At 68.9% G+C, this 11628-nt stretch carries 15 protein-coding genes; 2 read left to right on the top strand and 13 right to left on the bottom strand.

The genetic code is table 11. The features are described from left to right. Positions 1-3: 3 nt before the first annotated feature. From K6I33_RS01285 to K6I33_RS01275, 3 genes are read right to left on the bottom strand one after another with little or no spacing between them, the layout of a single operon-like run. Entirely contained in the window at positions 4-2133 is a 2130-nt protein-coding gene (locus tag K6I33_RS01285) for a hypothetical protein (protein WP_229347615.1), read from the bottom strand. A gap of 13 nt (positions 2134-2146) precedes the next feature. Beyond that, positions 2147-2668, bottom strand: a complete 522-nt coding sequence (locus K6I33_RS01280; protein WP_229347613.1) for a hypothetical protein — start codon at positions 2666-2668, stop codon at positions 2147-2149. Continuing rightward, positions 2635-2967 carry a hypothetical protein gene (locus K6I33_RS01275; RefSeq protein WP_229347611.1) on the bottom strand — a complete coding sequence of 111 codons (333 nt, stop codon included), beginning with the start codon at positions 2965-2967 and terminating at the stop codon, positions 2635-2637. The genes K6I33_RS01280 and K6I33_RS01275 overlap by 34 nt, the downstream gene beginning before the upstream one ends. A gap of 164 nt (positions 2968-3131) precedes the next feature. On the opposite strand from K6I33_RS01275, the gene K6I33_RS01270 reads away from it, so the two are divergent. Further along, positions 3132-3710, top strand: a complete 579-nt coding sequence (locus K6I33_RS01270; protein ID WP_229347609.1) for a hypothetical protein — start codon at positions 3132-3134, stop codon at positions 3708-3710. 20 nt (positions 3711-3730) lie between these two features. Here K6I33_RS01270 and K6I33_RS01265 read toward each other — a convergent pair whose 3' ends face one another. The 7 genes from K6I33_RS01265 to K6I33_RS01235 form a co-directional block, all read right to left on the bottom strand. Further along, positions 3731-4330 (bottom strand): hypothetical protein, encoded by a 600-nt coding sequence (locus K6I33_RS01265; protein ID WP_229347607.1) that lies wholly within the window; start codon positions 4328-4330, stop codon positions 3731-3733. Positions 4331-4409: 79 nt separating this feature from the next. After that, positions 4410-4856 (bottom strand): hypothetical protein, encoded by a 447-nt coding sequence (locus tag K6I33_RS01260; protein ID WP_229347605.1) that lies wholly within the window; start codon positions 4854-4856, stop codon positions 4410-4412. Then, complete coding sequence (locus tag K6I33_RS01255) at positions 4856-5884, bottom strand: hypothetical protein (protein WP_229347604.1); 1029 nt, start codon at positions 5882-5884, stop codon at positions 4856-4858. Before K6I33_RS01255 ends, K6I33_RS01260 begins: the two co-directional genes overlap by 1 nt. Continuing rightward, a complete protein-coding gene (locus K6I33_RS01250) occupies positions 5881-6192 on the bottom strand; it encodes a DUF5403 family protein (protein ID WP_229347602.1) in 312 nt (103 codons plus the stop codon). The genes K6I33_RS01255 and K6I33_RS01250 overlap by 4 nt, the downstream gene beginning before the upstream one ends. Beyond that, on the bottom strand, positions 6164-6517 hold the full coding sequence (locus tag K6I33_RS01245; protein WP_229347600.1) for a hypothetical protein: 354 nt from the start codon (positions 6515-6517) through the stop codon (positions 6164-6166). Before K6I33_RS01245 ends, K6I33_RS01250 begins: the two co-directional genes overlap by 29 nt. Further along, complete coding sequence (locus K6I33_RS01240) at positions 6514-6975, bottom strand: hypothetical protein (protein ID WP_229347598.1); 462 nt, start codon at positions 6973-6975, stop codon at positions 6514-6516. The genes K6I33_RS01245 and K6I33_RS01240 overlap by 4 nt, the downstream gene beginning before the upstream one ends. An 11-nt stretch (positions 6976-6986) precedes the next feature. Beyond that, complete coding sequence (locus tag K6I33_RS01235; protein ID WP_229347596.1) at positions 6987-7922, bottom strand: P22 phage major capsid protein family protein; 936 nt, start codon at positions 7920-7922, stop codon at positions 6987-6989. Positions 7923-8167: 245 nt separating this feature from the next. Here K6I33_RS01235 and K6I33_RS01230 point away from each other — a divergent pair, with 245 nt between their 5' ends. Continuing rightward, positions 8168-8827, top strand: coding sequence for a hypothetical protein (locus K6I33_RS01230; RefSeq protein WP_229347594.1), 660 nt, complete (start codon positions 8168-8170; stop codon positions 8825-8827). On the opposite strand, the gene K6I33_RS35900 is transcribed toward K6I33_RS01230, so the two are convergent. The 3 genes from K6I33_RS35900 to K6I33_RS01215 are packed head-to-tail and all read right to left on the bottom strand — an operon-like array spanning position 8824 to position 11625. Next, positions 8824-9321, bottom strand: a complete 498-nt coding sequence (locus tag K6I33_RS35900) for a hypothetical protein (protein WP_275126603.1) — start codon at positions 9319-9321, stop codon at positions 8824-8826. The genes K6I33_RS01230 and K6I33_RS35900 overlap by 4 nt on opposite strands. Beyond that, a complete protein-coding gene (locus K6I33_RS01220; protein ID WP_229347592.1) occupies positions 9318-10226 on the bottom strand; it encodes a hypothetical protein in 909 nt (302 codons plus the stop codon). Before K6I33_RS01220 ends, K6I33_RS35900 begins: the two co-directional genes overlap by 4 nt. After that, on the bottom strand, positions 10156-11625 hold the full coding sequence (locus tag K6I33_RS01215; protein ID WP_229347590.1) for a phage portal protein: 1470 nt from the start codon (positions 11623-11625) through the stop codon (positions 10156-10158). The genes K6I33_RS01220 and K6I33_RS01215 overlap by 71 nt, the downstream gene beginning before the upstream one ends. Positions 11626-11628 lie beyond the last annotated feature (3 nt).

Here is an 11628-nt window from a genome sequence, read left to right as displayed (position 1 = left end):
CGTTTACCGTCCAATCCGCAGCTGCCATGCGACCTCGCGGCCGATCTCGCGCGGGTCCGCGTTCGTGCTGGCGTTGATCGTGATCGGCCTCTCGGTCCGGTCCGTCTTGCCGCCCCGGTGCCGCTCCCGGTTGTCGTCCGCGCTGCGGCCGGCCTTGCGGCCGAAGTCGCCGACCAGGGAGCGGGAGACGATCTGCTGGAGGGGCTGGAGAGCGTCCGCGATCGGATCGCTGTACCCGATGGGCGACGGCCCGAAGTCGGGCAGGGCGGGCAGGGCCATGAACGGCGACGGGGCCGCGTAGCTCATGGGCATGGCGGCCAGGGACATGAAGCTGGAGAACGGCGACATGACCGCGTCCTTGATGCCGGAGATCACGCCGCCCACGGACACCGACTTCAGTCCGGAGATGAAGCCGTTGACGACGTCCTTGCCCTTCTGCACCAGCCACGAGCCGGCGTCGCCGATCGCGCCGAGGACCTTGTCCTTCAGGCCCCGGCACCAGCTCACCAGATCGCCGAGCTTCGAGACCGCGCCGTCCTTCGCCCGGCCGAACCAGTCGGCGAACTTGCCCGGCAGCTCGCCGAGCTTGGCGCAGGCGTCGCGCACCCAGCCGACCGCGCAGGAGACCACGTCGGAGATGGCCTGCCAGATGGTCGCCGTGACGTTTCTGCACGCGTCCCAGGCGGACGAGACCTTGTCCTGCACCCACTGCGCGCCCTGCGACGTGGCGTTGGTGATCCACTGCCAGGCGGAGCTCACCTTGTCGGAGCACCACTGCCACGCCGCGCCCGTCTTGTCCTGCACCCCCTGCCAGGCCGCCGGCACCTCCGTGCGCACCCAGTCCACCGCCGTGGCGATGGCCGAGCGCATGGCCTCCCAGGCTTGGGCGAAGAGGTTCAGGGCGCCCATGGTGGCCTGGAGCCCGGAGACGAACTGCATCAAGATCCACGATGCGAGGTCGACCAGGAGCTGCATGGCCTCCGGGTTGTCCGTCAGCGCCCGCATCACCCCGCGCAGGGCCTCGGCCAGGGTGTTCAGCGCCTGCGGCGCGAAGTCGGCCAGGGAGACCAGCAGATCGGCGAAGGCGCTGGTGACGACCGACAGGAAGTTGATGAAGGCGTCGAAGACCTTGGACAGGGTCGGCGCGTTCTGCGCGAGCTTGTCGAAGAAGTCCCCGACGATCCAGCCGAGTTCGGCGAACCCCGTCGAGACGTGCTCGACGAAGTCCTGCATCCCCGACTCGTTGAGCGCCTTCGTCAGGCGCGGCAGGAGCTTGTCCGCGAAGCCGGTCAGGCTGCGGACGAGGGGATCGACGTACTGGGTGCCGGCCTCGAAGAAGGACCGGAACATCCCCCGGGAGGAGCCGAGCCACCCGCGGATGTGGTCCAGGGCGGCCTTGACCGGCCGCTCCATCACCGAGGCGGCGTCCGCGAAAACGGACTTCGCCTCCTTGGCGACGGCGGAGAACGACGACTTGAGCTTGTCGGTCCCCAGCGCCAGAGCAGCGATGCCGGCGGCCATCGGCAGCAGCGGGACCGCTGCCAGGGCGGCGACGGCGACCAGGCCGGCACCCGCGACGACCGCGAGGGTCATCAGCGAGGCGACCGTGGCCATCACGGCCACCTGCACGCCGCTGCCGATCGCGCTGCTCGCGGCCCCGGCCGCGCCGGCGATGCCGCTGAAGGTCTGAAGGCCGCCGGCCAGCAGATCGGAGAAGCCGGCCCGTACGGAGGTGAACGCGGTGCCGAAGCCGGCCGCGATCATCTCTCCGGTGCCGGAGAGGAGCTGCCGGGCGCCGTCGACCGCGCGGCCGACGTTGCCGAGGAAGCCCCGGTCCACCCGTGCCTGAATGCGCACATCGCGCCGACGGGTGAGCGCCAACAGGCGTGCCTCGGCGCGCCCGGCGTCCACGTCCGGGCGGATGGTCGGGATGATGCGACGCGCGCGGCGGGCCAGGGCGTCCAGCCGGCCCCGCGCCGTGGCGTCGTCTACGTCCACATGGACACGCACTCGCGCCTGCCGCTCGATGCGGTCGAGATACCGCTGGAGCGACTGGTGGAAGTTGCTGGTGTCCGGGAGGACCTTGATATGGACGCGGCCGCCTTCGGGCCCGCCCGGCCCCCCACCTGCCAAATGGTGCTCCTTGCTAGTTGACGATGAAGGGGGGCGCGGCCCGTTGCTCCTTCGAGCGCTCGGCGACCACGGCCGGGATGGCGACCGACGCGCGGACGGGCGCGAGGTGCGGCGTGCGCGGACGGTCGCCGGCCAGCGCGGAGGCGAAGGGGTTCGAGGCCCGCTCGGCGGTGCCGGCCGCCTTGCCGGGGCGCGGGTAGGGCGTCGGTTTCTCCAGGGCACCGGGCCGCTTCGCGCGCTGCGCGAGAGCCACGTAGGTGTTCCACTGCACCGCGTCCACCAGGTCCGCGAGGATGTGCGCGTGGACGTCCCAGCCGACGGCCTGCCGGCCGCCGAGGAGAGCGGCCATGACGGCCGCGTCGTCGGGAAGGTTCTCGACAAGCGCCAGAACGGCGCGGGCCGACATCTCGCCCCGGAAGTACGCCAGCAGATCTACGGAGTAGAACCGGCGCAAGTCCGCGTAGATGGCGGCCCCGTGCTCGTCCAGCAGCCTGACGAGACTCAGGCTTCCGGGACCTCCGCGGCCTCCATCCACGCCTCGAAGATCCGCGAACGGCCGTCCAGCGGCAGCTCGTCCAGAGCCGCCGCCATGGCCTTCTTGTCGGTCGCGACCGCGACCAGGGCCGCGTCCATGGCATGGATCTTGGTGACGTCCGAGACCTTGTCGGAGCCGAGCGCGTCGATGTGCGCCAGCACGGCCTTGAGGTCGCCGCCCGGCACGGTGGCCAGCGGACGCAGGTGGATCGTTTCGCCGGCGGGGCCGATGAACGCCAGGCCGGCGGACGCCTTGCTCTCGGCCTCGGCCTTGAGATCAGCGAAGTTCAGGGTGGTCAAGCAGAGGTCTTTCTCTATACAGGGCTTACCCACAGGATGTGGGCCGGGCAAGCCCTCTCGAAAATGGGGGGTGAGTTCATCGCTGGCTTGGCCTACCCCGAAAGACAGCAGCCCGCTCTTCCTCTTACTGTAGGCACGGGGCCTCTCGCAGGAAGAAGCAGCAGATGTACGGCATCAAGGATCAGCGGCATGCGGCAGAGATTTCTCGATCGTGCGTGTACATTCTGAACCTTGATCGCTTTTGGACGGCCGTACTGGAAGTCGACCGCCCGGACCCTGACACAGATGCCGGCATGGAGCTCGTTGATGTCGGCCTAGAGCTAGCGAACGGCCTCACATACCTGCACGAGCAATGCCACTTCCTTTATCGCATGGCCGACCAACTCCACGGCTTCACGCGAAGCAAAGATGCAGAAGTTCTCGACCAGTTCGAACTTCCGATCGATCCGCTGTCCCTCGGTGAGTGGCTGGAACGAGGAACGAAGTACCTAGAGCAACATGCCGCTGAAGAGGTGCAAGACCTGCTCTCCAAGATCGAAGTGATTAAGAGAGGAGACCCTGATACGGCAGACATTAGTCAACGCATGCGCGGCTGGATCTACATCATCGGCGGAGTGACGATCGTAGGGTCAGGATTTCCGGTGGTTGCCGTCTTCGGGCCAATGGGTATGGCTGGCATGGCAGCTGCCTGCGCTATCGGTAGCTCCCTACTCAAACAGGGACTGGCCGACGTGCATGCGTAAATTGGCTCTGCTGCTAAGCATTACAGGGCATACCGCTCGGTCACGGTGCCAGTGGAGCCGCCGTAGCCGAGGATGGTGGCCTTCACGGGCACCTCGGACAGGGCGGCCGGGTCCAGAGTGATGGAGTCCCCGCCGATGATGGCCACCTTGGGGTAGTGCCAGGCGACGGCGTTATCTCCGTCCGTGCCGACGATCAGCAGGGCCTTTTCCGTGGCCGTGGGGTTCAGCGGGATGTTGAAGCCGACCGGCTTGGAGGTGACGGGGTCGGTAATAACCGCCTCGTCCCCAGCCCCGTAGTAGAGCTTGTACGTCTCGACGGTGAAGTCCTCAAGACTCACCGTGAGCGCGTACGTCTTCTTGGGGTTGGTCTGCTTCAGGTTCGGGTTCTGCCAGGACCCCAGGGTCTCGGCGTCGTCTCCGTCCACGGACATCTCGATGCCGTTCTCCAACGACGTGTTGCCCACGTCTCGCCAAGCCGTGGACTTCACGCCGCCGACCTGCGGCATGGTCGCGTTCGGGTCCTTCGGAAGGATGGGAAGCGCCGGCATCGGGGTGCCAACTTCCGCCACGTAGACATACCCCTGCGAGGGGTTCATGACGGGTTCGATCTTCTCGGCCAAGGGCCGCCTTTCAGCATGCCGACGGCCCGCCCAGGAAGCCCCCAGGCGGGCCGTCGTCGATCGTTCGTATGCGTGGGGGCTAGGAGCCGGCCCACTGGTGGGCAACGCGCGTCGACCACGCGTCCGAGCCCTTGACGGACACGTCGTACTCGTAGACCTGGCCGACCACCGGGTACGGCTCGGGGGCCACGTGGACCTGCCGGTAGCCGTTCTCGTTCGGGGGCCGGCCGGGGGCGGTGACGGTCCGCAGGAGTGTGTCGTTCTTGAAGATGCGGATGGTGTAGTCCTCCGCGCCTTCGACGGGCAGCCACATCACGTGCACCTCGTTCGGTGCGCCGCCGTCCCGCCAGACCTGCACGTCCTTCGGAGCCTCCGGGGCGGGGGCGGGCAGGTTCACGGTGAAGGTGAAGCACCGCCCGGCCCGGTCCTCGAAGGAGCCGTTGAAGCGAGTGGCGGTGCCGGCGTAGGTGTGGTGGCAGGCCACCGCGGACTCGGGGCCGGGGATGTCCACGATCTCCGCCGTCATCAGTCACCCCAGGTGATCTGACCCTTGCCTGCGACGGCGTTGCGGATGGTGGCGGAGACCTTGCGCGGGTCGTCCTCGAAGTAGCCGAGCTGGACGTCCAAGTCGCGCGGGAGCCTCACGGTCACCTTGGCACTGGCGGTGTGACCTTCGAAGCCGGCGTCCTTCCAGGACGGCACGGCGACCGTGATGGTCTTCTCGCCGTCAGCCGTGAAGGCGTGCCGTTCGGTGAGCTTGCCGGCCGAGACGGCCGGGGTGACCGGTGGGGAGCCGTCGCCCCAGTCGACCGTCACGCCGGGCTTTACGCCGGTGGCCGACAGCACGCCCTCGAAGTTCGAGCCGGCGTCCATGGCCCAGGAGATTTCCACGGGCAGGACGGGCGCGGTCGTCACGGTCTTGGTGTTGCCGTCGGCGTCGGTGACCGTGACGGTGTGCGCGCCGAGCGTCTTGTACTCGTGCTCGACCACGACCGGGTCGGCTCCGATAGTGATGTCGGCCATGTGACCGTCTCCCCATTCCAGGCGCGCGGGACCGGCGGCTGCGCCGACCACTTGCGCGCGGTAGTACCTGCCGTCGTCCCGGTCCGCCGCGAGCGTCACCGTCAGCGGCGGGCGGGCGGCCAGGGGGCGGGCATTGAGCTGATAGGTGGCGGTGAACCGGCAGGCTCCCGGGTGGCCGGCGGTCAGGGCGTCGCCCGTCATGAACGGGCCGGTGACCTCGATGAAGCGGCTCAGGTAGCCGTCCGATCCCCGGTGCTGGTCCCGGCACGCGGCCAGCAGCGCGCCCCGGGCCTGCCGGGCGAGGAGCGAAGCGGCCGGGCGGGAGGCGGCCAAGGCCTCGACGGTGAACATGCCGGAGTCGATGAAGCGCGGGTCGCGGGCCTTGCCGCCTACGCGGCGGGCGACCACCAGCGGCAGCAGCCCGGCCCAGTGCTGTGGCATCGCCACCCGCACCGCCGTGCCGGTGGGCAGGTAGGCGCGCAGCGCGTGAAGGACGAGCGCTTCGGTGTCGGGCAGGACGTACACGTTCACCTCCGGCTGCGGGGGCCGCGTCCCGCGCCCACCACGTGCTCGATGGCGTGGATGCCCTCGACCCATTCGCCGGCCTTGGTGAAGTGGCCGTAGTTGATCGAGGCGCTGTTGCGGTCCTCAAGGTTGACCGAGTAGCCCTTGCGGTGTCGGTGGACCTTGATGCCGTGCTCGAACGCGCCGGTCTTGCGGTGCGGGGCAGCTGCGGCCTTGATCTCGCCCGCCATGACCGTGGCGTGGGCCTTGAGAACCTGCATGACGCCGGGCATGCCGGCCACGGTCTTATGGATGTTGGGCTTCACGTACGCCACCGCTGCCTCCTTCGATGACGGCGGACAGGTAGCGGGTGTGGCGCGAGGCCCCGTGCACGCGCGGCGGGTCCACGATGTGCCAGGGCTCGCCGTCGATCTCGACCCGCGCCCATACCTGGGCGGCCTCGCACGGTCCCGTGAGCACTTTCAGACGCACGGGTGCCGCCCAGCCCGTCGCAACCCCTTCGGGGGCGTCCACGGGTTGGGCGAAGGCGCGCACGGTCACCGGTTCACCGAGGCCCGGGGCGGTGCCGCCGTAGCCGTCGCCCACCTCGGCCGGCGGGAAGATGCGCAGCTCGACGGGGGCCCGGCGGTCGAAGATCACACGAGCCCCCGCTGGTCGACGGGGTCCGGGTACGGGTAGCCGGCGCACCGGTCGGTAAGGACGACGGCCCGGACGGTCTCCAGCGAGCGCATGGCGCTGCGGCCGGACAGCCGCTCGATCAACAGTTGCTCGCCCTTCGACAGGGAGCCGCCCACCGCGCCCTGCTCGGGCATGCGGTAGCTGTACTCACCGGCCGATTCGCTCACGAACCCTTCCGGGTTGCGGACCTTCCGTTCGGCGACCGCCAGGACGATGGCCTTGACCGCCGCCGGCACTGGCCGGGGGTGGCCGTCGACGACCGCGCCCCAGGACGGATTCCCGTATGCCCGCACGATCGCCGAGGCGTCGTCCAGGGCGGCCTCGGCCTGCTCCCGGTCGGGCCCCGTGAAGGTGCCGCCGTAGCGGCGTTCCAGTTCGGCGAGGTCGGCGAGCCGGCCCGCGGACTGTGTGTCCGTCACGCGGGGCTGCCTTACTTACCGGTGCCGTTGCCCTTGAGGGTGATCGGCACGTACCGGCAGAACTCCGCGAGACCGGTGATCGGGTCGGGGCCCTCGAACAGCGGCTTGGCGCCCGCGAAGACGTCGCAGATCGACAGGTCGGAAAGGCCGGCGGTGTCCCAGTCCTGAATCCAGCGCATCGCGTAGCCCTGGTAGGACTCCGAGCCCGAGTGCTTGGCGCCCATGGACGCCTGCGGGGCCCGCACGACCAGGGCGAACGCCTCACGGGTCATCGCCAGCGCGCCGCCCTTGATGTAGTTCGACTTGAAGACCTGGAAGTTGAGGATGTCGCCGACGTTCGCGCTGCGCAGGGCCTCGGTGCTGCCGGACTGGTCGGCGCGGACGAACAGATCGTCCTTGAGCAGTTCACCGTAGAAGGCGGGCGAGACGACCAGGATGCGGCCGGTGTCCGGGACGTTGGCCTCGTCCATGGTGACGCCGGCAGCGATGATGGCCTCGCGCACTGCCTTGACCTTGGACGGGTCGACGGTGGCGGTCTCGGGAACGGCCTTGATGGCCGCGTTCATGGGCTCCGCGATCGTGCCCTCGATGCGCTCGCCGATCTTGCGGACCTGCGGGGCGAGGACCTGGGCGGCGAAGCTCTCGATGTCCAGCGTCAGCTCACGCGAGGTGACCTTGACCGGGTGAACGAAGTGGTGGTCCAGGCGGACCGGCACCGAGGACTCGCGGACGTCGAGATAGCCCTGGGTACCGCTGCCGATGTTCGGCGTGGCGGTGCCGGCGTCGTGAGCGTCCTGCGTCTGGCCCGGCTTCTTGATGTTGACGACGTTGCCCACGCCGCCGGTGAACTCGCTCTCGGCGTCCCGGTGGACCAGACGGCCTAGGACCAGCTCGGCGGCGAGGAGGGAGAGAGCCTGACGGGCGGCCTTGCCGCCCGCATTCTCCATAGTGATGAAGCTATGAGCCAAGGGTGGTGCAACTACTTTCGGGTATGGGGAAGCCCCGCTGGGCGCCGGGACTTAGCGAGATCGTTATCTAGGATTGAAGGGGGATCAATAAGCGTCTCGCTCGAGTGAACGTTTCTGTCACGGTTTGCCTGCCAACGAGTTCCGGAGATGCAACAACGCATGACTTGTAAAGCGGCCGTAAATGAGACTAGGAGCAGCACTGGACCGGCCACGGGGAGGGCATCATGGAGATCGCTGCAATGTTTGCATCAGCATTGATGCAAGCCATGGTTACCGAGGGCTGGCAGTCAGCCCGAAACGCCGTGATCACTCTCTGGCGTAACAGGCGCCCGGGAGAAGCACCTCTCGTCCAGAACGAACTCGACGCGCATCAGGCGCAGATGCACCAGGCCAGCATGTACGGCGACATCGCGAGGGCCGAACAGGCCATTGGCTGGCATTGGCAACAGCGCGCCCAAAGCTTGCTTTCCGAACAACCGGATGCAGCGAACGAACTACGGTGGATCTCCCACCAGGACTTCTCCATGAAGGTACACATCGGTGGAACCACTCAGTCGCAGTCGACCGGCGGCCACCACAACAACCCGATCCAGGTCGGCAGGGACTACCTCAGGGTGACTACACGCCGCTCCATGGCGGAACAGAGCCACTCCCCGGCGTGGATCAAGACGTTGACCTGGATCGGGTCTCTCCTGGGGATAGTGGGACTTGCCATTGCTGGCATGCCCTTCTTGGAGGCGTTCACCGCCGAAGTGCCACCTGGGCAAATTCCAGATCCACCCAGCTTCAAAAACTTCGGCGTCGGAGTCGTGGTCTTCTTCGTGGGCATGGTTACCGTGATCGTTGCCCAATTGGGCAGGGCCACGGTCCGGCACACCGGCTAAAATTCGATCAAGCGGATGCGGCGGGTGATCGCCTCGGGGTCGTGCTCGGCCGGCGCGTCGGGCTCCAGCCCGCCCTTGCCGGTGACGGGCTTCGGGACGACCAGTGCGGCGAGCTTGCGGGCGTCGGCGGCGATCTCCTCGGGCGTCTCGCCCTGGAGACGCGCCGCGAGGTTGGCCGGCAGGTTGACGCGGGCGGCTTCCTGGTGCCGGAGCACCGACACCTCCATCTCCGCCAGCCGGTTCTTGTAGTCGGCGGCTTCGGCGTCCGCCGCCTTGGCCGCGTCCGCGAGGGAGCGGGCCTCCGCCTGCGCCTTCTCGTACAGAGCGCGGTAGTCCACCGCGGCCTCGGGCGGCTCCCCTGCCGGGGCGGGCTCAGCGGCCGTCGGCTCGGCCGGCACCGCTGCGGGCTCCTTGCCGCCGAAGACTTCGGCTGGCGTCGGGGCCGGGGCGGCCGGCGGCTGCTCGGGGGCGCCCACCGGGGTCTGCTCGCTCACGTGGTGCTGCTCTCTTTCTCAAGTTCTCGACGCCATTCGGCCAGGGTCAGGCCGTCCTTGGACTTCTCCTGCCACAGCCGCATGTAGCGCTGGTTCGCTTCGGGGAGCGTGTGGGTGCGGGAGAAGATCGGGCGCGGCTGGCAGTGGCAGTCGGGGTGGTAGCGCTGCCCGTCCGACAGCCCGGCGGACTGGGCTGACTTGTAGACCGCGCCCCTGCTGGCGAGCATCGCGCACCAGGCGCACGGGTCGGCGTCGGTCTCCCGGTAGTAGCCCAGCGCCTTCGGATCGCCGCGTACGGCTTCGGCCAGGGCTTCGCGGCCGCCGTCCTCGGCGATCTGCGATCCGGTGCGGGCGGCTTCCTGCCGGGCGGTCGTCATGACCTCAGCCAGTTCCTTCTCGAACTCCGGATCATCGAGCCGACCTCGCCGCTCGGCCGCGCCCCGTGCCTTGTCCAAGCGGGCGGTCACCTCGCGGTGGAACGCACCCTCCGCGCGGCGCTGCTCGGTGCGCTCGTCGTAGCCGGCCCACGGGGAGTCATCCACCAGCAGGTGGCCACCGCGGCTCGCGGTGCCGGCCTGCGCGCCGGCCGCACGGTTGAACTCGCGCCACAACCCTTCGAGAGTCGGCCCCTCGGCCGTGGCCGTGCCGGGCAGGTTGACGACCGTGCCGGTCTCCAGCGCGCGCAGCAGCCGGTAGAAGGCGACGGCCAGGGCGTAGGACTTCTGCCGGCCCCGGGCGACACGGGCCCGGTACTCGCGGCCCAGCGGCCCCGCACCGGTCCGTACGTCCTGCGCGGAGACGCCGGCCAGCCATGCGGTCAGATCGGCGGCGGCCTCAGCGGCTATGCGCTCCTGCGCCCGCCGGTACGCGGCTGTCGCCCGTTGCGCGTCCGCGCTCGTCGCCATCCTTCACCCCCTCGTCGGGGGCCTTCGCCTGCTGGCTCGCGGCGATCTCGCGCAGCCGCTGTTCCTGGGCAGCCTTCCACTCCTTGACCGCCTCGTCGATGTCCGACTGCGTGAAGCCGGGGACCTTTCGCAGGACGATGCCGAGCGGGACGCCGATCTGCGACAGCTTCAGGCCGGCGTCGGCGGCCTGGGCGAAGGAGCGGTTGCCCCGGTCGGCCCAGACGACTTCGGACTCCTCGTCCTCGAAGCCGGCCCGGTCGCCGGCTACCAGCGCACACAGCCTCATGACCGATTCCCAGCTCTCTCCGAACGCGGCCTGCACTTCGGCGACCTTGCGCATGAACGCGGACTCGGCCGCCGCAAGCGCGTCGGCCGCCATGTTGACCATGTCCGACATCACGTAGTGCGGCGGGGTCTCGGTGACCATGCAGGCGTGCTTGACCGCCATGGCTATGGAGTCCTGGAGATCCTTCGTGGACTGGGCGGGGAGCTGCCCGAACTCGGTCTCGGCGTTCGGGGAGACCAGCAGCGTGGAGGGGTCAAGGACCGGCGGGAGGAACGTCGGCTGCCCGTTCTCGTCGCGCACGGGGTCGCCGTACTCGTCCAGCACCTCCACCGGCGCGAGGCCGGTGGCAAAGCGGATCGCGAACGCGCCGTAGTGCTGGGCGATGAGCATGTTGAGCGTCATCTGGTTGATGCGGTCCTGGGTGGTCATGACCCGCTCGACCAGCCCCTGAGTGCGACCCTGCAAGTCGACCGCCGGCGCGAACCGAACGACCGGACACACGCCCATGCCGTGCGGCTCGACCTTCGTGACCTTCGGGTCACCGGCCTCGAAGTCAAGTTGGTAGACGGCCTGGTCGTCGATCAGCCGGCCCGTGTGCGGCTCCTGGCCGCCGTCGCCCGGCGTGCGGTCCAGGTGCAGGGCGTACAGGGGAAAGGCGTCGAAGGTGGGGTCCTCGTAGACCGCCACCGTCTTGACCGCGTCGTACGCGCGCACCTGCGGCCGGTCCCGCTTCTCACCCGGACGCATCCCGGGCAGGACGGTCACGTAACTGTGGCCGGCCGCGAGCGCGCCCCGGTGAACCTGGTGCTGCCGCTGGTCGAGCCGGTTGGCCTGCCACCACTTCCACTCGGGCGCGTTGGTATCGCTGCCCGAGCGGCGGTAGCCGTCCACGCCCATGGCGTTGGTCGGCGCGTCCACGATCAGCGGGACGATGTTGTCGAAGGACCGTTTCACCAGGGCCCTGAACTCCGGGTTCGCCTTCTTCGGGATGAACGGCGCGCGGTGGAAGCCCCGCAGGTACCGGTCGGCCAGGTTCAGCCGCTCGTAGTCCCGCTGGATCAGGCCACGGGCGTGGCGTGCGCGCTGCGTGAGCACGCTCGCGACCTCGGTCAAGCT

Origin of the sequence: Streptomyces sp. UNOB3_S3, from assembly GCF_020740895.1 — a bacterium.
Lineage (GTDB): Bacteria > Actinomycetota > Actinomycetes > Streptomycetales > Streptomycetaceae > Streptomyces.
This window is presented reverse-complemented; position numbering and strand designations above follow the sequence as displayed.